The sequence below is a fragment of the Streptomyces sp. NPDC005423 genome (genome assembly GCF_040606415.1).
In the GTDB taxonomy this organism is placed as follows: Bacteria; Actinomycetota; Actinomycetes; order Streptomycetales; family Streptomycetaceae; genus Streptomyces.
This window is the reverse complement of sequence record NZ_JBEXET010000001.1, coordinates 759,692-781,370: the sequence shown is the minus strand read 5'-3', so window position 1 is coordinate 781,370 and position 21,679 is coordinate 759,692. Positions and strand designations below refer to the sequence as shown.

18 protein-coding genes and 6 tRNA genes are annotated in these 21,679 nt (G+C 70.3%); 16 read left to right on the top strand and 8 right to left on the bottom strand.

Going from position 1 to position 21,679, the window contains the following annotated elements:
- Positions 1–41 precede the first annotated feature (41 nt).
- The 9 genes from ABZT12_RS03685 to ABZT12_RS03645 all read left to right on the top strand — a co-directional run bounded on the left by ABZT12_RS03685 (position 42) and on the right by ABZT12_RS03645 (position 7,651).
- On the top strand, positions 42–392 hold the full coding sequence (locus ABZT12_RS03685) for a metallopeptidase family protein (RefSeq protein ID WP_356376563.1): 351 nt from the start codon (positions 42–44) through the stop codon (positions 390–392).
- Between the two features lie 42 nt (positions 393–434).
- A complete protein-coding gene (locus ABZT12_RS03680) occupies positions 435–2,057 on the top strand; it encodes a metallophosphoesterase (protein ID WP_356376560.1) in 1,623 nt (540 codons plus the stop codon).
- Between the two features lie 80 nt (positions 2,058–2,137).
- Positions 2,138–2,210, top strand: a tRNA-Glu gene (locus tag ABZT12_RS03675).
- A 49-nt stretch (positions 2,211–2,259) separates the two neighbouring features.
- Positions 2,260–2,334: transfer RNA gene (locus ABZT12_RS03670), tRNA-Asp, on the top strand.
- Positions 2,335–2,358: 24 nt separating this feature from the next.
- Positions 2,359–2,432, top strand: a tRNA-Phe gene (locus ABZT12_RS03665).
- Between the two features lie 71 nt (positions 2,433–2,503).
- Positions 2,504–2,995, top strand: a complete 492-nt coding sequence (locus ABZT12_RS03660) for a hypothetical protein (RefSeq protein ID WP_356376557.1) — start codon at positions 2,504–2,506, stop codon at positions 2,993–2,995.
- A 158-nt stretch (positions 2,996–3,153) separates the two neighbouring features.
- A complete protein-coding gene (gene hrpA, locus ABZT12_RS03655; RefSeq protein WP_356376554.1) occupies positions 3,154–7,104 on the top strand; it encodes an ATP-dependent RNA helicase HrpA in 3,951 nt (1,316 codons plus the stop codon).
- 94 nt (positions 7,105–7,198) lie between these two features.
- Positions 7,199–7,273: transfer RNA gene (locus tag ABZT12_RS03650), tRNA-Asp, on the top strand.
- 168 nt (positions 7,274–7,441) lie between these two features.
- Positions 7,442–7,651 carry a DUF6274 family protein gene (locus ABZT12_RS03645; RefSeq protein ID WP_356376551.1) on the top strand — a complete coding sequence of 70 codons (210 nt, stop codon included), beginning with the start codon at positions 7,442–7,444 and terminating at the stop codon, positions 7,649–7,651.
- 464 nt (positions 7,652–8,115) lie between these two features.
- Here ABZT12_RS03645 and bldC read toward each other — a convergent pair whose 3' ends face one another.
- Both bldC and ABZT12_RS03635 read right to left on the bottom strand, forming a co-directional pair.
- The gene (gene bldC / locus ABZT12_RS03640) at positions 8,116–8,322 is read right to left on the bottom strand and encodes a developmental transcriptional regulator BldC (protein ID WP_003949541.1); all 207 of its coding nucleotides are present in this window, start codon (positions 8,320–8,322) and stop codon (positions 8,116–8,118) included.
- Between the two features lie 490 nt (positions 8,323–8,812).
- Complete coding sequence (locus ABZT12_RS03635) at positions 8,813–9,655, bottom strand: hypothetical protein (RefSeq protein ID WP_356376548.1); 843 nt, start codon at positions 9,653–9,655, stop codon at positions 8,813–8,815.
- Positions 9,656–9,876: 221 nt separating this feature from the next.
- Here ABZT12_RS03635 and ABZT12_RS03630 point away from each other — a divergent pair, with 221 nt between their 5' ends.
- Together ABZT12_RS03630 and ABZT12_RS03625 are read left to right on the top strand one after the other, a co-directional pair.
- On the top strand, positions 9,877–10,977 hold the full coding sequence (locus ABZT12_RS03630) for a Glu/Leu/Phe/Val dehydrogenase dimerization domain-containing protein (protein ID WP_356376545.1): 1,101 nt from the start codon (positions 9,877–9,879) through the stop codon (positions 10,975–10,977).
- A gap of 303 nt (positions 10,978–11,280) precedes the next feature.
- Positions 11,281–11,535, top strand: coding sequence for a DUF3073 domain-containing protein (locus ABZT12_RS03625; protein WP_356376542.1), 255 nt, complete (start codon positions 11,281–11,283; stop codon positions 11,533–11,535).
- Positions 11,536–11,660: 125 nt separating this feature from the next.
- On the opposite strand, the gene purM is transcribed toward ABZT12_RS03625, so the two are convergent.
- The 6 genes from purM to purS form a co-directional block, all read right to left on the bottom strand.
- Positions 11,661–12,731 carry a phosphoribosylformylglycinamidine cyclo-ligase gene (gene purM / locus ABZT12_RS03620; RefSeq protein WP_356376539.1) on the bottom strand — a complete coding sequence of 357 codons (1,071 nt, stop codon included), beginning with the start codon at positions 12,729–12,731 and terminating at the stop codon, positions 11,661–11,663.
- Between the two features lie 33 nt (positions 12,732–12,764).
- Positions 12,765–14,291: an amidophosphoribosyltransferase gene (gene purF, locus ABZT12_RS03615; protein ID WP_356376536.1), complete on the bottom strand. Its 1,527-nt coding sequence runs from the start codon at positions 14,289–14,291 to the stop codon at positions 12,765–12,767.
- Between the two features lie 198 nt (positions 14,292–14,489).
- Complete coding sequence (locus ABZT12_RS03610) at positions 14,490–15,287, bottom strand: sterol carrier family protein (protein ID WP_356376533.1); 798 nt, start codon at positions 15,285–15,287, stop codon at positions 14,490–14,492.
- 270 nt (positions 15,288–15,557) lie between these two features.
- Positions 15,558–17,816 carry a phosphoribosylformylglycinamidine synthase subunit PurL gene (purL, locus tag ABZT12_RS03605; RefSeq protein WP_356376530.1) on the bottom strand — a complete coding sequence of 753 codons (2,259 nt, stop codon included), beginning with the start codon at positions 17,814–17,816 and terminating at the stop codon, positions 15,558–15,560.
- Positions 17,813–18,493 carry a phosphoribosylformylglycinamidine synthase subunit PurQ gene (purQ, locus tag ABZT12_RS03600; RefSeq protein WP_356376527.1) on the bottom strand — a complete coding sequence of 227 codons (681 nt, stop codon included), beginning with the start codon at positions 18,491–18,493 and terminating at the stop codon, positions 17,813–17,815. The genes purL and purQ overlap by 4 nt, the downstream gene beginning before the upstream one ends.
- Positions 18,490–18,753, bottom strand: coding sequence for a phosphoribosylformylglycinamidine synthase subunit PurS (gene purS / locus ABZT12_RS03595; protein ID WP_356376524.1), 264 nt, complete (start codon positions 18,751–18,753; stop codon positions 18,490–18,492). The genes purQ and purS overlap by 4 nt, the downstream gene beginning before the upstream one ends.
- 361 nt (positions 18,754–19,114) lie before the next feature.
- Here purS and ABZT12_RS03590 point away from each other — a divergent pair, with 361 nt between their 5' ends.
- The 5 genes from ABZT12_RS03590 to ABZT12_RS03570 all read left to right on the top strand — a co-directional run bounded on the left by ABZT12_RS03590 (position 19,115) and on the right by ABZT12_RS03570 (position 21,665).
- A complete protein-coding gene (locus ABZT12_RS03590) occupies positions 19,115–19,432 on the top strand; it encodes an Lsr2 family protein (protein WP_356376520.1) in 318 nt (105 codons plus the stop codon).
- 124 nt (positions 19,433–19,556) lie between these two features.
- Positions 19,557–19,628: transfer RNA gene (locus ABZT12_RS03585), tRNA-Gly, on the top strand.
- Positions 19,629–19,708: 80 nt separating this feature from the next.
- Positions 19,709–19,781, top strand: a tRNA-Gly gene (locus tag ABZT12_RS03580).
- A 133-nt stretch (positions 19,782–19,914) separates the two neighbouring features.
- Entirely contained in the window at positions 19,915–20,880 is a 966-nt protein-coding gene (locus ABZT12_RS03575; RefSeq protein WP_356376517.1) for an ABC transporter ATP-binding protein, read from the top strand.
- The gene (locus tag ABZT12_RS03570) at positions 20,877–21,665 is read left to right on the top strand and encodes an ABC transporter permease (protein ID WP_356376514.1); all 789 of its coding nucleotides are present in this window, start codon (positions 20,877–20,879) and stop codon (positions 21,663–21,665) included. Before ABZT12_RS03575 ends, ABZT12_RS03570 begins: the two co-directional genes overlap by 4 nt.
- Positions 21,666–21,679: the final 14 nt, after the last annotated feature.

Sequence of the window (21,679 nt, the reverse complement as noted above, 5' to 3'; positions counted from 1 at the left end):
GTCACCGCCCCGAACCGGCGCTCTTCCCGGACAATGGGCGTGTGCTGGAAATGACGCGCGAGGCGTTCGAAGAGCTGGTGAGCGAGGCCCTGGACCGGATTCCGCCGGAGCTGGCCGCGGTCATGGACAACGTGGCCGTGTTCGTCGAGGACGAACCCGACCCCGGCGACCCGGAGTTGCTGGGCCTCTACGAGGGGACCCCGCTCACCGAACGCGGCGAGTGGTACGCCGGCGTCCTGCCCGACCGGATCACGGTCTACCTGGGCCCGACCCTGCGCCACTGCGCGACCGCCCAGGACGTCGTGCGCGAGGTCGCCGTGACCGTCGTCCACGAAGTCGCCCACCACTTCGGCATCGAGGACGAGCGGCTGCACGAACTCGGCTGGGGCTGACCGCCCGGCATACCCGTCCCCGCCCCTGGGCATACGGGCCCAATGGTCCGCGTCCGCGTCCCCGTCGCAGCCCTGAGCCGCCTACGCCGGGCGCGGCACGCCCTGGTCCGTCCCCACCGCGCCCGCCGCCCCCGCCCGGCCCTCGCCCTCGTCCCGCAGCCGCACCCCTGGACCCGCGCCCTCGGCCTGGTCCTGGTCGTCCTCGTCGGCGCCTGGCTGGGGCTGCTGATCGTCGGGAACGTACGGGCCCCGGTCGGACCGATGAACACCACGATGACCCTGCGCCCGTCCCTCACCGGCGGCACGAAGATCAACGTCTCGCCGCTGGGCGCCCTCTCGCTCGACAGCCACCACGCCCCCGTCCGCCTGGACGTCAACGTCGACCAGCTCGATCCGGTCCGCTCCCAGGCCCTGGTCGACCACCCCGAACGGCTCTCCGGCCTCCAGGACGAGGTCGCCCGGGACGTCGAGCGAGGCACCCTGGACCTCGCGCTGCGCTCCTGCGTCGCCGTCGTGACCGGCGCCGGCGCGCTCGGCCTGGCGGTCTACCGCCGCCCGCGCCGCGCCCTGGCCGCCGGCGGCCTCGCCCTCACCCTGCTCGTCGCGTCCGGCGCGACGGCCTACGCCACCTGGAACCCCAGGTCGATACTGGAGCCCAAGTTCTCCGGCCTGCTCTCCTCGGCCCCGTCCCTGGTCGGCAACGCCCGCAGCATCGTCACCGAATTCAACGTCTACCAGCAGGAGTTGGCCCGCCTGGTGACGAACGTGACGAAGCTCTACGACGTCACGTCCACCCTGCCCGCCTACCAGCCCGACCCGACGACGATCCGCGTGCTGCACGTCTCGGACATCCATCTCAACCCGGCCGGCTGGAAGATCATCGCGTCGCTGGTGGAGCAGTACAAGGTGAACGTCATCGTCGACTCCGGCGACACCATGGACCACGGCACGGCGGCGGAGAACGGCTTCCTGGACCCGATCGCGGACCTCGGCGCGCCCTACGTCTGGGTCCGGGGCAACCACGACTCCCTGGTGACCCAGCGCTATCTGGAGCGCGTGAAGAACGTGCACGTCCTCGACGACGGCCACGCCGAGACCGTGGCCGGACTGCGCTTCGCGGGCGTCGGCGACCCCCAGTTCACCCCCGACCGCTCGGTCGCGCCGGGCGGCGGGGCGGCCGAGCAGCTGGCCGGCTACCAGCTCGCCGCCGGACTGCGCGACCAGAAGGCGGCCGGCACCCCGGTCGACATCGCCGTCGCGCACGAGCCGGCCGCGGCCCGCGAGACCGACGGCGAGGTACCGCTCGCGCTCGCCGGGCACCTGCACCACGAGTCGATGCGGGTGCTGCCGCGCGGCACCCGGCTGCGGGTCGAGGGCTCGACGGGCGGCAGCGGACTGCGCGCGGTCGAGGGCAAGTACCCCGACCCGATCGAGGCGTCGATCCTCTACGTCGACCGGGACAGCCACCGTCTCCAGGCCTGGGACGAGATCCGGCTGGGCGGCCTCGGCCTGACCACCGCGGAGGTCAGCCGCCACCTCCCCAAGGAGAACCTCCCCGGGGCGCACGCCTCCGCCACGCCCTCCGCGACGCCGTCGGCCTCCGCCCCGACGCCGTCCCCCGCCTCCGCGACGTCCTCCCCCGCCCCCTCGACCCCGGCTCCGTAAACCGTTTTGGCGATACCTCCCGCCATCCCATATGCTTCTCACGTCCCCGACGCGCTGAGAAGCGCCCAGGCGGGCCGATAGCCCTCATCGTCTAGCGGCCTAGGACGCCGCCCTTTCAAGGCGGTAGCACGGGTTCGAATCCCGTTGGGGGCACGCAACACCGTGTGCGACACTTGCGTCGCTCGTTCGCACACAGCAGCTTGGTCCTGTGGAGCAGCTTGGAGTGCTCGCCACCCTGTCAAGGTGGAGGCCGCGGGTTCAAATCCCGTCAGGACCGCTGAGATTCCCCCGGGAATCTCGTGGCTGGGTAGCTCAGTTGGTACGAGCGATCGCCTGAAAAGCGATAGGTCGCCGGTTCGACCCCGGCCCCAGCCACATCGCATCGAAAGCCCTGTCCCACCCGGGACGGGGCTTTCGTCGTAGCCGGAACTGCGAGCGGGGGCGCGATGAGCGGGGACGAGGCGAGAGCCGTCCGGGACACCGACCTGGAGCGGGAACGGGCCCGGTACGGCCTGCTCGCGGTGGTCGTCAGCAACCTCGCGATCACCGGGGTGGCGATCTTCGGGGTATGGCGGCTCAGCTCCGACCGGGCCGTCATCGTCGGTGTACTGACGTCGGCGTTCACCGCGATGACCAGCCTGACCACGGCATACCTGGGCATCAAGGCCGTATCGAACACGGCCCGTTCCATGGCGCAGGACGCCGACCGGCACCGCGAGCGGACGCGCGAGTCGGCGGCGGGGGCGGAGCCCACGCCGGCCGGCACACCGGCATCCGCACCACCCGCATCCGTACCGGCTCCCGCACCCCCGGCATCCCCGTCGGCACCCACCCCCGCTCCGGCCTCTGCGTCCGCCTCCCCGTCCGTGAGCCCGACCACGACCGCGGCCGCGAACACCCCGGCGGACGGCGGCCCGCCCGCTCAGCGGAGCCGGTAGACGCCCTGGCTCGCTGAGCTGTGCGGAGCCGGCAGGCGTCCCGGCCCCGCTCGGCGGAGCCGGCAGGCGGGCCCGGGCCGGTGTCCGCGCGGACTCCGCGGCCTCCCCGGCAAAAGGGTTCGCCACGAATTTCGCGGAGGTGAGATCCTGGACCGCGTATGTCTACGCACCCTGCCCCCGCCCCCGCCCTCGGCGCACTCGCCCCCCGCCTGACCGAGCTGACCCTGCGCGACGCGCACCGGCTCGGGCGCAGGCTCGAAGGCGCGCGCAGGATCCGCAAGCCGGAGGCCCGCGCCGCCGTCCTCGCCGAGATCGAGACCGAGGTGGTGAGGGCCGAGCAGCGGATGAGCGAGCGACGCTCCCGCGTCCCCGCCGTCACGTATCCCGAGCAGCTGCCCGTCAGTCAGAGGAAGAACGACATCGCCGAGGCGATCCGCGACCACCAGGTCGTGATCGTCGCCGGTGAGACCGGCTCCGGCAAGACCACCCAGATCCCCAAGATCTGTCTCGAACTCGGCCGGGGCGTCCGGGGCATGATCGGGCACACCCAGCCGCGCCGGATCGCCGCCCGGACCGTCGCCGAGCGGGTCGCGGAGGAGATGGACACCCCGCTCGGCGAGGCGGTCGGCTGGAAGGTCCGCTTCACCGACCAGGTCAACCAGGACTCGACCTTCATCAAGCTGATGACGGACGGCATCCTGCTCGCCGAGATCCAGACCGACCGCGAACTGCGCGCCTACGACACGATCATCATCGACGAGGCCCACGAGCGGTCCCTCAACATCGACTTCCTGCTCGGGTACCTGGCCCGGCTGCTGCCCCAGCGGCCGGACCTCAAGGTCGTCATCACCTCGGCGACCATCGACCCCGAGCGCTTCTCCCGGCACTTCGGCGACGCCCCGATCATCGAGGTCAGCGGGCGCACGTATCCGGTCGAGGTGCGCTACCGGCCGCTCCTGGAGGAGGAGTCGGACGACGCCGACCGCGACCAGATCACCGCGATCTGCGACGCCGTCGAGGAGCTCCAGGCCGAGGGCAAGGGCGACATCCTCGTCTTCCTCTCCGGCGAGCGGGAGATCCGCGACACGGCGGACGCGCTGGTCAAGAAGGCCTACCGGTTCACCGAGGTACTGCCCCTCTACGCCCGGCTCTCGCACGCCGAGCAGCACCGCGTCTTCCAGCAGCACACCGGGCGCAGGATCGTTCTGGCGACCAACGTGGCCGAGACCTCCCTCACCGTGCCGGGCATCAAGTACGTCATCGACCCCGGCTTCGCCCGCGTCAGCCGCTACAGCCACCGCACGAAGGTGCAGCGGCTGCCCATCGAGCCGGTCAGCCAGGCCAGCGCCAACCAGCGCAAGGGCCGCTGCGGCCGTACGTCGGACGGCATCTGCATCCGCCTCTACAGCGAGGAGGACTTCACCGCCCGCCCGGAGTTCACGGACGCGGAGATCCTCCGGACCAACCTGGCGAGCGTCATCCTCCAGATGACCGCGGCCGGCCTCGGCGACATCGAGAAGTTCCCCTTCATCGACCCGCCGGACCACCGCAACATCCGAGACGGCGTCCAACTCCTGCAAGAACTGGGTGCGTTGGACCCGGAACAGCAGGACGCGCGCAAGCGGCTCACCGAGACGGGCCGCAAGCTCGCGCAGCTGCCCGTCGACCCGCGGCTGGCCCGCATGGTCCTGGAGGCGGAGAAGAACGGCTGCGCCCGGGAGGTCATGGTGATCGCCGCCGCGCTCTCCATCCAGGACCCGCGCGAGCGCCCCGCCGACAAGCAGACCCAGGCCGACCAGCAGCACGCCCGCTTCCGGGACGAGACCAGCGACTTCCTCGCCTTCCTCAACCTGTGGCGCTACCTGCGCGAGCAGCAGAAGGAGCGCGGTTCGTCGGCGTTCCGCCGGATGTGCAAGCAGGAGTACCTGAACTTCCTGCGGATCCGCGAGTGGCAGGACATCTACAGCCAACTCCGCACCGTCGCCAAGCAGATGGGCATCCAGCTCAACGAGGACGACGCGTCCGGCCAGAGCGTCCACGTCTCCCTCCTCGCGGGCCTGCTCTCGCACATCGGCATGAAGGACGTGAAGGAGGGCGCGAAGAACGAGTATCTCGGCGCCCGCAACGCCAAGTTCGCGGTCTTCCCCGGCTCGGCCCTCTTCAAGAAGCCCCCGCGGTTCGTGATGTCCGCCGAACTGGTGGAGACCTCCCGCCTCTGGGCGCGCGTCAACGCCAAGATCGAACCCGAGTGGGTCGAGCCGCTCGCCGGCCACCTCCTGAAGCGGACGTACAGCGAACCGCACTGGGAGAAGGACCAGGCGGCGGTGATGGCGTACGAGAAGGTCACGCTCTACGGCGTCCCGATCGTCGCCCAGCGGAAGGTCAACTACGGCCGCATCGACCCGGAAGCCAGCCGCGAGCTGTTCATCCGCAACGCGCTCGTCGAGGGTGACTGGCGCACGCACCACAAGTTCTTCGCCGACAACCGCCGACTCCTCACCGAGGTCGAGGAGTTGGAGCATCGCGCCCGGCGCCGGGACATCCTCGTCGACGACGAGACCCTCTTCGACTTCTACGACCAGCGGGTACCCGAACACGTCGTGTCCGGGGCGCACTTCGACTCCTGGTGGAAGCACAAGCGCCATGAGGAACCGGACTTCCTCGACTTCGAGCGCTCGATGCTCATCAACGAGAAGGCCGGCGCGGTCACCAAGGACGACTATCCGGACTCGTGGCGCCAGGGAGCGCTGAAGTTCCGGGTGACGTACCAGTTCGAGCCGGGGGCGGACGCGGACGGGGTGACCGTCCACATCCCGCTCCAGGTGCTCAACCAGGTCACGGACGAGGGGTTCGAGTGGCAGATCCCGGGTCTGCGGGAGGAGGTGGTGACGGAGCTGATCCGTTCCCTCCCCAAGCCGATCCGCCGCCACTACGTGCCCGCCCCGAACTTCGCCGGACGCTTCCTGGAGACGGCGGTGCCCCTCCAGGAGCCGCTGACCGTGACGATGGCCCGTGAGCTGAAGCGCATGGTCGGAGTCCCGCTCACCGCCGAGGACTTCGACTGGTCGAAGATCCCCGACCACCTGCGCGTCACCTTCCGGATCGTCGACGAGCGGCGCCGCAAGCTGGCCGAGGACAAGAACCTGGCGGCGTTGCAGCTGCGGCTGCGGCCGAAGGCCCGTCAGGCCCTCTCGCAGGCCGCGGCGGCCACCGCCGAGCGCGAGGGCGGGGAGTCCCTGGAGCGCAGGGGCCTCACCGACTGGACGATCGGCACGCTCACCCGGGTATTCGAGACCCGCCGGGCCGGCCAGCCGGTGAAGGCGTACCCGGCGCTGGTCGACGACGGCGACACCGTCTCCGTACGGCTCTTCGACACGGAGGCCGAGCAGGCGGAGGCGATGTGGAAGGGCACGCGTCGGCTGATCGTGCGCAACATCCCCGTCAACGCGGCGAAGTTCGCGTCCGAGAAGCTGACCAACGCGCAGAAGCTCGCCCTGTCCGCGAATCCGCACGGTTCGATCCAGGCGCTCTTCGACGACTGCGCGATGGCGGCGGCGGACCGGCTGATCGCCGACTTCGGGGGGCCGGCCTGGGACGAGGAGTCGTACCGGAAGCTCTACGACAAGGTGCGCGCGGAGATCGTCGACACGACGGTCCGTACGGTGGGCCAGGTCCAGCAGGTGCTCGCCGCCTGGCAGGCCTGCGAGCGCCGTCTGAAGGCGGTCCGCAGCCCCGCCCTCCTCCCCAACCTCGCTGACGTACGCGCCCAGTTGGACGCCCTCGTGAAGCCGGGGTTCGTCACCTCGGCGGGCATACGGCGGCTGCCCGACCTGATGCGCTACCTGGTGGCCGCGGACCGGCGGCTCCAGCAGATGCCGACGGGGGTCCAGCGGGACACCACACGGATGGAGAAGGTCCACGAGATGCAGGACGAGTACGCCTGGCTGCTGGAGCAGTTGCCCCAGGGGCGGCCGGTGCCGTCCACGGTGCGGGACATCCGCTGGATGATCGAGGAGCTCCGGGTGAGCTACTTCGCGCACGCGCTGGGCACGGCGTACCCGGTCTCCGACAAGCGCATCGTGAAGGCGATCGACGCGGCGGCGCCGTAACGGGATCCCCACGCCGAGTGAGTTCGACCAGGCGGGCCCCCTCCTGTAGAGTCTCGTCTCGCAGCACAACGCACCATCAAGTGCCGCGAAACCTGGTCCTGTGGAGCAGCTTGGAGTGCTCGCCACCCTGTCAAGGTGGAGGCCGCGGGTTCAAATCCCGTCAGGACCGCAGTGAAGTTCGAGGCCCGTGTCTCCCCGGAGACGCGGGCCTTCTTCGTGTTTCCGAAGACGCGGCGCGAGCCTTCTTGACGGGGTCGGGTTCCCTCGGTACTCAAGTGGTACTCGGAGAACCGGGGCCCGTTCATCGCGGCCCGGGTGGGGTGCGCGGGGGTGGCGTATGGCGGCGACGGTGAGGCACGAGACGGGGGCGTTGCTCCGCGCGCATCTGTCGGCCGCGTCGTCCTACCCGTACCGCCACCTGACGCGGCACTGCGCGGTCTGCCACCGGCTGCTGCGGCTGGCGATGGGCTCCGGGCCGCGTACTCCGCAACAGGGCCCCCAGCCGGTCGAGGAGGGCGCCCACGAGGAGAGCCCCGCCGGCGCGTGAGGGGCGGGCGCGATCTCCAACACCCGTGCCACGTCAGGGCGGTGGCGCCGCCGGCCTCTTTAGCGCACCAGGGACAGAGGCAACAAGCTTCCCGGCATGTGACGGGTGTCACTGCATGATTTTTAAAAACTCCGGAACTTCCAGGTCGCGTACAACTGGTCAATTTAATATGTGCAATTGCACTTGTACGGAGGACGGTCCACAGGAGATCCGACACTCCTCCCCAGACTCCGACAAGCCCGCTCACAGGACGGCCCGTCCACCCCACACGCGCCCCCGACCAGGCACAAAAAAGATCGCGCTGGACCCGGCGGAGTCCAGCGCGATCGACGACGCACCCTGTTCACTTGCCTAGGAGGCTTGGGCGTGGGCCCTGTTGGGGCAGAACCCGCGTCGCTTGGAGCTGTGGTGTCGGACGCCTCGGCCGATTGGGGGACCTGCCGGTTTGTCCGTTATTGAGTTGTTCAGGCCTCGCTGCGCTGCTGCGGGATGCCCGCGAGCAGCGCACGGACCTCCGCCTCGCGGTAACGGCGATGGCCGCCGAGCGTACGAATCGACGTGAGCTTGCCGGCCTTCGCCCACCGCGTGACCGTCTTGGGGTCAACACGGAACATCGTGGCGACCTCAGCCGGGGTCAGCAGCGGCTCGGCATCAGGGGTGCGAGCGGTCATGAGCGGCCTCCTCGGGAGAACCGAACCATCTCGGTTCTTTCCTCTAAATTCTGCACCTTGACCCGCGTTGCCCGAAATGGCGGACGCGGGTCGAGTCGGTTATAGGACGAACGGCTTGTCCTCGGCACTACAACTACACCATCTGTCCAACCGCGTAGGCCAAACCGATGGAATTGCCCTCCCAGGTGTCCATCAGCGACGGAAGCCGATGGACCATGCCATAGCGGACAGTCACGCCAGTGTGACGATCAGTCACAGGGCGATCAGGCTCCATCCAGACCCCCCAAAGCACGCATAGCCGAGATTCCACCCGCAACGGGACGGACAGAGTCCTCCCCGGACTCCTTGTCCTATTTTGGCACGAGGAGGGGCAAGCGGCGCAAGGGATCCGCACGTGCGGTCCGTCACGCTTGGCGGCAAACGCCCGGATCGGGACCTACGTCCCATGTTGACGCGCCGTAAGCATCCTAAGCGCACTTGTTCGAGCGGATCAGTTCGCCGAACGCCGGTCCCTGACCGACCGCCAGCGCTCCACGAGCCGGCCGTACGCCTCGCCCGCCGCCGCCCCGTCCCCGGTCCGCAGCGCCTCGATGCCCGCGGCGACGTCCGCCGCCGAGTGGTCGTCCTCCAGCTCACCGGCGGGCAGGACGTGCACGAGCCCGCCGTAGTCCAGCTCGACCAGCGAGCGCGGATGGAACTCCTCCAGCCAGCGCCCCACGTCCACCAGACCGTCGATCAGCGGTCCCTCGTCGATCGTGTCCCTCAGGGTCCGCAGCGCCCGTGCCACCCGGCGCCGGGCCTGCACCATCGGCGTGCGGTAGCGCAGCATCGGCGGCGTGTCCCCCGCGCTCTCGTCGTAGCGGCGCTCCTCGTCGGCGACGAGCACGAACCAGTTCAGCGGGACCTGCCAGGTCGCCGTGCGGATCCACGGCCGGGCGTCCGGGTTGCGGGCGAGCCAGCGCTCGTAGTCCTGGGCGGCCTGGTCGCGTACGAGCGGCGGCAGGACGGCGTCCAGGACCGGGGCCGGGAGCTCCTCGGGGAGGTCGGCCAACGCCAGCCAGCCGCGCAGCCGGGTCCGCCAGGGGCAGACGCAGACCACGCCGTCGACCTCGGCCACGAACGCGTCCGCGCTCTCGTGCACCGGCACCGGGACGGGCGGAGTGGGCAGCAGATCGGCGAGCGCCCGGCGCAGTTCGTCCTGGTAGGACGGGCGGTCGGGGCGGCGGGCGTAGCGCGCCCAGTGGTCGCGCTCCGGCTCGGGGAAGGCGGCGAGCGGTTCGTAGACCCGCAGATAGGTCGCGTACGGGACGATCACCGAGGACACCTTGGGCACGCCTCCTCCCTCCCCACCCGGCCGTCGTGAAAACCTCGGGACCCGCTCGCACACGTGCGGGAAAACCCTGCGAATCGTCGCACGGTCCGGCCCCGCCGGTAGGTGATCCGCACCACTGCGCGGATGGCGGTCGAGCGCACGCTCTACGCTCGTGCCACGGCACCCGCCACCTTCACGGGAGCCCGTCTCCGACCGCCGCTACTTACCCAGGAGTCACCACCGTGACCGACGTAACCGGCGCGCATGCTGATGTACTGCACACCCTGTTCCACTCGGACCAGGGCGGTCATGAGCAAGTCGTGCTCTGTCAGGACCGGGCCAGCGGCCTCAAGGCCGTCATCGCCGTCCACTCCACCGCGCTGGGCCCCGCGCTCGGCGGTACGCGCTTCTACCCGTACGCGAGCGAGGCGGAGGCCGTCGCCGACGCGCTGAACCTCGCGCGCGGGATGTCGTACAAGAACGCCATGGCCGGGCTCGACCACGGCGGCGGCAAGGCCGTGATCATCGGTGACCCGGAGCGGGACAAGACCGATGAACTCCTGCTGGCGTACGGCCGGTTCGTGGCCTCGCTGGGCGGTCGGTACGTCACCGCGTGCGATGTCGGCACCTATGTGGCCGACATGGACGTCGTGGCGCGCGAGTGCCGCTGGACGACCGGGCGTTCACCGGAGAACGGCGGCGCGGGCGACTCGTCCGTGCTGACCGCCTTCGGCGTCTTCCAGGGCATGCGGGCCAGCGCCCGGCATCTGTGGGGCGACCCGTCGCTGCGCGGCCGTACGGTCGGCGTCGCGGGCGTCGGCAAGGTGGGGCACCACCTCGTGCAGCATCTGCTCGACGACGGCGCCGAGGTCGTCGTGACGGACGTGCGCGAGGCGTCCGTGCGGCGGATCGTCGACCGGCATCCGTCCGTGCGGGTGGTCGCGGACACGGAGGCGCTGATCCGGATCGAGGGGCTCGACGTCTACGCGCCCTGCGCGCTCGGCGGGGCCCTGGACGACACGACCGTGCCGGTGCTGACCGCCGGAGTGGTCTGCGGCGCGGCCAACAACCAGCTCGCCCACCCGGGTGTGGAGAAGGACCTCGCCGACCGCGGGATCCTCTACGCGCCGGACTACGTGGTGAACGCCGGCGGCGTGATCCAGGTCGCCGACGAGCTGCACGGGTTCGACTTCGAGCGGTGCCGGACGCAGGCCGCGAAGATCTACGACACCACGCTGGCCATATTCGCACGTGCGAAGGAGGACGGCATTCCCCCGGCCGCCGCGGCCGACCGGATCGCCGAGCAGCGGATGCACGAGGCGGCCGCCGCCCGCGGACGCTGAGGTCCCGCTCGGGCCCACGGAAGGGGCGTGCGGTACCCGTCGGCGAGGAGTTCGAGAGAACTCTCACGTTCGTCGGCGGGTCGCCTGCCGAGAAGTGGTTAAAATCGCGGTTGACCAGCGAGGACGGGGCTCCTCGCAGGGTCTGGGGCCAGGCGCGTACTGTGGGCGACGTACCGTATGGGCGTGGGCTCAGGTACCGTGGAAGCCCTACGGACCGGTCTCTCCATGGAGAGTCCGTTCCAGATCATGAACGCGTGTCAAGACTCTGGGGCCGTCGAGCCCCGTATCCGAGGGGGTCGAGCCATGGGGCGCGGCCGGGCAAAGGCCAAGCAGACGAAGGTCGCCCGCCAGCTGAAGTACAGCAGCGGCGGGACCGATCTGTCGCGTCTGGCCAATGAGCTGGGCGCTTCGACTTCGAGTCAGCCGCCGAATGGCGAGCCGTTCGAGGACGACGACGAGGAAGACGACCCGTACGCGCAGTACGCGGATCTTTACAACGACGACGATGAGGACGAGGACGAGGAGTCCGGTCCGCAGTCGCAACGTCGAGGCGCTTGACGCGACAGCGTCCCTCGCAGTTCCGTCATCTTCCGGAACAACCGCACTTCACCCGGTCCGGGGCAACATCGCCGGACCGGGTTTTGTGCTGCCGTCGCCGGCCTCGCTGCGGTCGTACGGCCGGGTTACGCGTGGTCCCCGATCAGTTCGGCGCCCGTGGTGTGGTCGCCGCGTTCGGTGATCTCGCCGGCGATCCAGGACTCCACCCCGCGGTCGGCGAGGGTGGCGAGGGCGACGTCGGCGGAGTCCTCGGGCACGATCGCGATCATGCCGACGCCCATGTTGAGGGTCTTCTCCAGCTCCAGGCGTTCGACCCGGCCCGTCTTCCCGACGAGGTCGAAGATCGGCGCCGGGGTCCAGGTGGAGCGGTCCACGATCGCGTGCAGGCCGTCCGGGATCACCCGGGCGAGGTTGGCGGCCAGGCCGCCGCCGGTGATGTGCGAGAAGGCGTGCACGTCGGTCGTACGGGTCAGCGCCAGGCAGTCCAGCGAGTAGATCTTGGTCGGCACGAGGAGTTCCTCGCCGAGCGTGCGGCCGAGCTCCTCGATCCGCGTCTCCAGGGCGAGTCCGGCCTGGTCGAGCAGCACGTGCCGTACGAGCGAGTACCCGTTGGAGTGAAGTCCGGAGGCCGCCATCGCGATCACCGCGTCACCCGTACGGATACGGTCAGCGCCGAGCAGCCGGTCGGCCTCCACGACGCCCGTACCGGCGCCGGCGACGTCGAAGTCGTCCGGGCCGAGCAGTCCGGGGTGTTCGGCCGTCTCGCCGCCCACCAGGGCGCAGCCGGCCAGGACACAGCCCTCGGCGATGCCCTTGACGATGGCCGCGACACGCTCGGGATGCACCTTGCCGACGCAGATGTAGTCGGTCATGAAGAGCGGCTCGGCGCCGCACACCACGATGTCGTCCATGACCATGGCGACCAGGTCGTGGCCGATCGTGTCGTAGACGCCCAGCCTGCGGGCGATGTCGACCTTGGTGCCGACGCCGTCCGTTGCGGAGGCGAGCAGTGGGCGCTCGAACCGCTTCAGGGCGGAGGCGTCGAAGAGCCCGGCGAACCCGCCGAGGCCGCCAAGCACCTCGGGGCGCCGCGTCTTCTTCACCCACTCCTTCATGAGTTCTACGGCGCGGTCGCCCGCGTCGATGTCGACGCCGGCGGCCGCGTAGGAAGCACCGGAAGCGGGGGTCTCAGACATTGCCTGGGATCTTTCGGGTTGGCGGTACGGGGCTTACGGGCGACGGATCGCGTCGGCCGCGGCCGTGGCGGCCGGACCGGCCGCCAGCTCGGTCTCCAGCAGCTGCTTGCCGAGCAGCTCCGGGTCGGGCAGCTCCATCGGGTACTCGCCGTCGAAGCAGGCGCGGCAGAGGTTGGGCTTGGCGATGGTGGTCGCCTCGATCATGCCGTCGATGGAGATGTACGACAGGGAGTCGGCGCCCAGGGAGATGCCGATCTCCTCGATGGTCATGCCGTTGGCGATGAGCTCGGCGCGGGTCGCGAAGTCGATGCCGAAGAAGCAGGGCCACTTCACGGGCGGCGAGGAGATCCGGATGTGGACCTCGGCGGCGCCGGCCTCGCGGAGCATGCGCACCAGCGCCCGCTGGGTGTTGCCGCGCACGATCGAGTCGTCGACGACGACCAGGCGCTTGCCCTTGATGACTTCCTTCAGCGGGTTCAGCTTCAGCCGGATGCCGAGTTGCCGGATGGTCTGCGAGGGCTGGATGAACGTACGTCCGACGTAGGCGTTCTTCACCAGACCCGCACCGAACGGGATGCCCGAGGCTTCGGCGTAGCCGATGGCGGCGGGGGTGCCGGACTCCGGGGTCGCTATGACCAGGTCGGCCTCGACCGGGGCTTCCTTGGCGAGCTTGCGGCCCATCTCCACGCGGGAGAGGTAGACGTTCCGGCCGGCGATGTCGGTGTCGGGGCGGGCCAGATAGACGTACTCGAAGATGCAGCCCTTGGGCTTCGCTTCCGCGAATCGGGAGGTGCGCAGGCCGTTCTCGTCGATGGCGACGAACTCACCCGGCTCGATCTCGCGCACGTAGGCGGCGCCGCAGATGTCCAGGGCGGCGGACTCGGAGGCGACGACCCAGCCGCGCTCCAGGCGGCCGAGGACCAGCGGGCGGATGCCCTGCGGGTCGCGGGCGGCGTAGAGGGTGTGCTCGTCCATGAAGACGAGCGAGAAGGCGCCCTTGACCTTGGGGAGGACGGCGTGGGCGGCCTCCTCGATGGTCAGCGGCTTGCCGTCGGGGTCGACCTGGGCCGCGAGCAGCGCGGTGAGCAGGTCGGTGTCGTTGGTGGCCGCGACGCGCGGGGTGCGGCCCTCCTGCTTGGGCAGGTCGGCGACCATCTCGGCGAGCTGGGCGGTGTTGACCAGGTTGCCGTTGTGGCCGAGCGCGATGGAACCGTGCGCGGTGGCACGGAACGTCGGCTGGGCGTTCTCCCACACGGAGGCGCCGGTGGTCGAGTAGCGGGCGTGACCGACCGCGAGATGACCCTGGAGCGAACCGAGCGAGGCCTCGTCGAAGACCTGGGAAACCAGGCCCATGTCCTTGAAGACGAGGATCTGCGAGCCGTTGCCGACCGCGATCCCCGCGGATTCCTGGCCTCGATGCTGGAGGGCGTAGAGCCCGAAGTAAGTGAGCTTGGCGACCTCTTCACCGGGAGCCCAGACTCCGAAGACGCCACACGCGTCCTGGGGTCCCTTCTCGCCGGGGAGCAGATCATGACTGAGTCGACCGTCACCACGTGGCACGGTACCGAGTGTAGGCGAGATCGACCACTGGTCCGAATTGGGGATCCGCGGCGGTCATGGACGACTTGTCCGCTCCACCTCTCCCACCTGCGGAAACGTCGGGGTCGGGGTTCCGGAGGCAGGGCTTCCGGTCGCACGAGTGAGCCGTCGCACACCGGTGGCACACCGAACCGCGCGGTGGGCGGCCCGGACCGTGGTTCAGGTCATTACGGGGAGGAGTCCCGCGAGGTCCGCCCGCTCGCCGCTCGCCCTGACCTTCCCCTCCGCCAGGGCGTCCCTCCACCGCGTCCGTCCGGTGGCCAGGCGGAGCCAGGTCAGCGGGTCGGTCTCGACGACGTTGGGCGGGGTCCCGCGGGTGTGCCGGGGCCCTTCGACGCACTGGACGACGGCGTGGGGCGGGACGCGCACCTCGGTGGAACCGCCGGGGGCCTTGACCGCGAGGGTGTCGGCGAGGAGGCGGGTCGCGGCGGCGAGGGCCTGGCGGTCGTAGGGGATGCCGAGCCCGGGGACGGCCGCGTTCAGATCGTCGGTGTGGACACAGAGCTCGACGGTGCGGGTGACGAGGTAGTCGGCCAGGCGCATCGGGCCGGCGCCGGTGGCGAGGAGCCGGGTGCCGGGGTGTCGGTCCAGGTCGGCGGCGAAGCGGTGGGCGACGGCGGCGAGGTGGGCGCCGGGGTCGGGGTTCTCCTGGGCGAGAGCGCGGCTCCTGGCGTCGATCGACTCCGCGTCGGCGGCGGTCGAGAACGGCCAGTCGAGGAGCGCGATTTCCGGCGCCGCGGGTTCCGGCAGTTCGAGGAGGCGGCTGACGGCGCCGAGCGCCGTCCCGGTGTGCGCGATCAGCTCCCGCACGGTCCAGTTCCCCAGCCGCGTGGGCAGCGCGAGCCGCTCGGGGGTGAGGGTCGCCGCCGCCTCCCGTACGTTCCCGAACTGGGCGATGACCGCGGCACGCGTCCTGGCGGGGTCGTAGGCGCGGGCGCGCTTCTTGGCCGGGGGCATGGGAGCGAGCCTATGGGGTGGCCGCGGCGGGCTCCGGGGGGTGGGGCGGGGCTGGAAAAGCGTGACACTTATACGTAACACCGTCACGCTTTTTCGCGGACCCAGGTGCGGGGAGCCCCCCGGCCAGGTGCCGGCCCCTTCCCGCCCGGACACGGCGCCCGGCACCACGTCCGGGACGACATCCGGTACGGCGCAGGCCCCGCTCGTCCGCACGAACGGGGCCTCCGCAGCCGTAGAACCCGATACCGGGGACCGCCAACGACGTACGCCCTACGCCAGCAGCGCGGGGATCGTCTCCTCGTGGGCGGTGCGCAGTTCCTCCAGGGAGAGCGTGAACTCGCCCTGGATCTCCACCGAGTCGCCGTCGACGACACCGATGCGGGTGACCGGCAGACCCCGCGCCCCGCACATGTCGGTGAAGCGCAGCTCCTCCGAGCGCGGGACCGCGACGACCGCACGGCCCGCCGACTCCGAGAAGAGGAAGGTGAACGCGGAGAGGCCGTCGGGGACGATCAGCCGCGCGCCCTTCCCGCCGAGGAGCGCCGACTCGACGACCGCCTGTACGAGACCGCCGTCGGACAGGTCGTGCGCGGCGTCGATCATGCCGTCACGGGAGGCGGAGATCAGGATCTCGGCCAGCAGCCGCTCGCGCTCCAGGTCGACCTTGGGCGGCAGGCCGCCGAGGTGGTCGTGGATCACCTGCGACCAGGCCGAGCCGCCGAACTCCTCGCGGGTGTCACCGAGGAGGTAGAGCAGCTGGCCCTCCTCCCGGAAGGCGACCGGCGTGCGGCGGGCGACGTCGTCGATGACACCGAGGACCGCGACGACCGGCGTCGGGTGGATCGCCGCCTCGCCCGTCTGGTTGTAGAGCGAGACGTTGCCGCCCGTCACCGGCGTGCCCAACTGTTGGCAGGCGTCGGCCAGGCCGCGGACGGCCTCGGCGAACTGCCACATCACCGCCGGGTCCTCGGGCGAACCGAAGTTCAGGCAGTCGGAGACGGCGAGCGGCTTGGCACCGGTCGTCGCCACGTTGCGGTAGGCCTCCGAGAGCGCCAACTGCGCGCCCGCGTAGGGGTCGAGCTTGGCGTACCGGCCGTTGCCGTCCGTCGCGATGGCGACCCCGAGGCCGGTCTCCTCGTCGATGCGGATCATGCCCGAGTCCTCGGGCTGGGCGAGCACCGTGTTGCCCTGCACGAAGTGGTCGTACTGCGAGGTGATCCACTTCTTGGACGCCTGGTTCGGGGACGACACCAGCTTCAGGACCTGGGACCTCAGCTCCTCCGAACTCCCGGGCCGCGCGAGCTTGTTGGCGTCGTCGGCCTGGAGGGCGTCCTGCCAGGACGGACGGGCGTACGGGCGCTCGTAGACCGGGCCGTCGTGCGCGACCGTGCGCGGGTCGACGTCGACGATCTTGCCGCCGTGCCAGAAGATCTCCAGGCGGTCGCCGTCGGTCACCTCACCGATGACCGTCGCGATGACGTCCCACTTCTCGCAGATCTCCAGGAAGCGGTCGACCTTCGCCGGCTCGACGACCGCGCACATCCGCTCCTGCGACTCGCTCATGAGGATCTCCTCGGGCGAGAGCGTGGAGTCGCGCAGCGGTACGTCGTCCAGGGTGACCGTCATGCCGCCGGAGCCGTTGGACGCCAACTCGCTGGTGGCGCACGACAGTCCGGCCGCGCCCAGGTCCTGGATGCCGACGACCAGCTTCTCCTTGAAGGCCTCCAGGGTGCACTCGATGAGGAGCTTCTCCTGGAAGGGGTCGCCGACCTGGACCGCCGGACGCTTCGACGGCTTGGCGTCGTCGAAGGTCTCGCTCGCCAGGATCGACGCGCCGCCGATGCCGTCACCACCCGTACGGGCGCCGTAGAGGATGACCTTGTTGCCCGCGCCGGACGCCTTCGCGAGGTGGATGTCCTCGTGCCGCATGACGCCGATGGCACCGGCGTTGACCAGCGGGTTGCCCTGGTAGCAGGCGTCGAAGACGACCTCGCCGCCGATGTTCGGCAGGCCCAGGCAGTTGCCGTAGCCGCCGATGCCCGCGACGACGCCGGGCAGGACGCGCTTGGTGTCGGGGTGGTCGGCCGCGCCGAAGCGCAGCGGGTCCACGACCGCGACCGGGCGCGCGCCCATCGCGATGATGTCGCGGACGATGCCGCCGACGCCGGTGGCCGCGCCCTGGTAGGGCTCCACGTAGGAGGGGTGGTTGTGCGACTCGACCTTGAAGGTCACCGCGTACCCCTGGCCGACGTCCACCACGCCCGCGTTCTCGCCGATGCCGACCAGCAGCGCGTCGCTCTGCGGGGCCTTCTCGCCGAACTGGCGCAGGTGCACCTTGGAGGACTTGTACGAGCAGTGCTCGGACCACATGACCGAGTACATCGCCAGCTCGGCGCCGGTCGGGCGGCGGCCGAGGATCTCCACCACCCGCTCGTACTCGTCCTTCTTCAGGCCGAGTTCGGCCCAGGGCAGCTCGACGTCGGGGGTCGCGGCCGCGTGCTCGACCGTGTCCAGAGGCGTCCGGCTCATGCGTTGACCAGCTTCTTGAGGATCGAGGTGAAGAACGGCAGGCCGTCGGTACGGCCGCTGCCGACGAGCGGCTCGACGGCGTGCTCCGGGTGCGGCATGAGGCCCACCACGTTCCCGGCGGCGTTGGTGATGCCCGCGATGTCGCGCAGCGAGCCGTTCGGATTCACCTCCGCGTAACGGAAGACGACCCGGCCCTCGGCCTCCAGCTCGTCGAGCGTGCGTTCGTCGGCGACGTACCGGCCGTCCATGTTCTTCAGCGGGATGTGGATCTCCTGGCCGGCCGTGTAGTCGGCGGTCCAGGCGGTCTCCGCGCTCTCCACCCGAAGTTTCTGGTCGCGGCAGATGAAGTGGAGGTGGTCGTTGCCCAGCATCGCGCCCGGGAGCAGGTGCGCCTCGGTGAGGACCTGGAATCCGTTGCAGATGCCGAGGACCGGGAGGCCGGCCTTCGCCTGCTCGATGACGGAACCCATCACCGGCGAGAAACGGGAGATGGCGCCGGCGCGCAGATAGTCGCCGTAGGAGAAACCGCCGGGCAGCACCACGGCGTCGACCTGGTGGAGGTCCTTGTCCTTGTGCCAGAGGGCGACCGGTTCGGCGCCCGCGAGGCGGATCGCGCGCTGGGTGTCGCGGTCGTCCAGGCTGCCGGGAAAAGTGACGACGCCAATACGAGCGGTCACTTCGCGGCCTCCGCGACTTCGTCGACGCGGACCGTGAAGTCCTCGATCACGGTGTTGGCGAGGAAGGATTCCGCCAGATCGTGGATGCGGGCGAGGACGGCCTCGTCGACCGGTCCGTCAACTTCCAGTTCGAATCGCTTTCCCTGACGTACGTCGGAGATCCCGTCGAAACCCAGCCGCGGCAGTGCGCGCTGCACCGCCTGGCCCTGGGGGTCGAGGATCTCCGGCTTGAGCATGACGTCGACTACGACGCGTGCCACGGGCACTCCCGGTGGTGTGGTGCTGAGCAGGTCTCCTGCAGGTGTCTTCAGACTACCCGTACAGAATTTCTACGCGAGTAGAGTTGGAGGAATCTACGTGTTGATCGTCACGATCCGGTATCAGGCAGGGGTCCGCACGAAAAGTTCAGGGAAAGATCGGGGATCGTTCCAGGCCCGCTATTGCGCCGGGACACGCGGAGAGATTTAGTCGGGCTTCACCATGCAATGCCGGGCACTGTACAAATGAATTGTCATTAGCCGATACTTTGCCCATAAACAGGCGGACAGTCGACGTCTCCGCATCTCCGTGGCGTCCCGGACGGCACGCGGATAGAGGCGTCGCACGAAGGGACCGATATTCGTGGCGCAGAAGGTCGTGGTCACTCTCTTTGACGACATCGACGGCTCGGAAGCGGCGGAGACGATCGCCTTCGGACTCGACGGCAAGTCGTACGAGATCGACCTGAACCAAACCAATGCCAAGAAACTGCGTAAGGCGCTCGCGCCCTACGTGGACGCCGGCCGCAAGCGGTCGCGGTCCGGCAAGGCCTACCGGCAGACGGAGGTCGCCCCCGACCCGGCGGCCGTCCGGGCCTGGGCCCAGGCGAACAAGATGGACGTCCCGGCCCGCGGCCGCATCCCCAAGAGGGTCTACGAGGCGTTCGCCGCCGCCCAGTGACGCCCGGACGACGGCCGGTCAGCCGCCCCTCGGCCGAACCGACTTGCGTTGCACCCCTCCTGGTCAGCTAGAGTTCGGAGCACGCCGAGGGGCAAGGCCGAAAGGCCCGGCTCACGGAGTACACGCGGGTGTAGTTCAGTAGCAGAACATCCCCCTTCCAGGGGGAAGGCGCAGTGTGCAATTCCTGTCACCCGCTCTGCATCGCCGTCCGGACCACTTCGGTGGATCGGGTAGGCTGGTGCTCGCGCCGATCGGTGAGAGCCGGTCGGATGCAATGCGGACGTAGCTCAGTTGGTAGAGCGCAACCTTGCCAAGGTTGAGGTCGCCAGTTCGAACCTGGTCGTCCGCTCGTGAATCAGACCCCGGTCCAATGGACCGGGGTCTTTTCGTGTCCCAAGATCCCGGCCCCCTCTGACATTTGTCATGCCGAGTGATGACAGCGCGCACTGCTGCCGGCCCCCGGCCGCGGAGACGCTGAGGCCATGGACACCACGGACACCAGCGCGCACCCACACGTGATCGACGTCACTGACCTGCGGCGGACCTACGGCGGCGGATTCGAGGCCGTGCGGGGGATCACGTTCGCCGTGCCCCGCGGGGAGGTCTTCGCCCTCCTGGGCACCAACGGCGCGGGCAAGACGTCCACCGTCGAGGTGCTGGAGGGACTCGCGGCACCGTCCGGCGGCCGGGTGCGCGTCCTCGGCCACGACCCCCGGGCCGAGCGGGCCGCCGTACGGCCGCGCACCGGCGTGATGCTCCAGGAGGGCGGCTTCCCGTCCGAGCTGACCGTCGCCGAGACCGCGCGGATGTGGGCCGGCTGCACCAGCGGGGCCCGGCCGGTGCCGGAGGCGCTCGCCCGGGTCGGCCTGGGGAAGCGGGCCGGCGTACGGGTGAAGCAGCTGTCCGGGGGTGAACGGCGGCGGCTCGACCTGGCGCTCGCCCTGCTCGGGGAGCCCGAGGTGCTCTTCCTCGACGAGCCGACGACCGGCCTCGACGCCGAAGGGCGCCGGGACACCTGGGAGTTGGTGCGGGCGCTGCGTGACGGCGGGACCACCGTCCTGCTCACCACGCACCAGCTGGAGGAGGCCGAGGACGTCGCGGACCGGCTGGCGATCCTGCACGAGGGACGGATCGCGGCCGTCGGCACCCCGGCCGAGGTGACGGCCGGCCGGCCCGCACGGATCTCCTTCGAGCTGCCCCCGGGCTACTTCGTGGGTGATCTGCCCCCGCTCGGGGAGCTGGGGGTGGTGGGTCACGAGGTGGTGGGCGGTGCCGTACGGCTGCGGACGCACGAGGTGCAGCGGGCGGCGACCGGGGTACTGGCCTGGGCCGAGCGGACCGGGGTCGAACTGCGGGGGCTCGATGTGCGGTCGGCCTCGCTGGAGGAGGCGTTCCTCGGGATCGCCCGGGAAGCGGGCACGGACCGCGAGCGGGAGGCGGCGGCATGAGCACGTCGACGACGACAGCGACCACGACCCCGGCCGGACGGCTGCGGTCCCTGGCACGGGCCGAACTCGCCCTGCTCGGCCGGAACCGGAACGCGGTGGTGACGGCGCTGTTCGTGCCGCTGGCGCTGCCGTTCAGCGTGCGGCCGGCGGTCGGCCGGATGGATCTCGGCGCCGAAGGGCTGTCGCCGGGCACGGTACTGCTCACCTCCGCGGTCGGCTTCTCCCTGCTCTTCGCCGTGTACTCGGCCCTGGTCGGCGCGTTCGTCGCGCGCCGCGAGGAACTGGTGCTCAAACGGCTGCGCACCGGAGAGGCCACCGACCCCGAGATCCTCGCCGGCACCGCGCTCCCGGCCCTCGGCGTCGGCTTCGCCCAGTCCCTGCTGCTGGCCGTGGCCTGCGCCCTGCTGCTCGACGCCGGAGCGCCGGCCGCACCCCAACTCGTCCTGGCAGGGCTGCTGTTGGGCCTCGTCCTCTGTGCCGCGCTGGCGGCCCTCACCGCGTCGTTCACCAGGACCGCGGAGAGCGGACAGGTCACCGCGCTGCCTTTCCTGTTCCTGTCCATGCTGGGCTCCGGCATCACCGTTCCGACGCGGCTGCTGCCCGACCGGGTCGCAGCCGTCTGCGAACTGCTCCCGCTCTCCCCCGCCGTCAGACTGATCAGCGGCGGCTGGGACGGCACCCTGTCCGCGGCCGGCGCACTCGCCGCCGTCGTCACGGCGGTGGCCTGGACCGTCGTCGCGGTGTTTGCTGTACGGCGGTGGTTCCGCTGGGAACCGCGGCGCTGACGTACGGGGAGCAC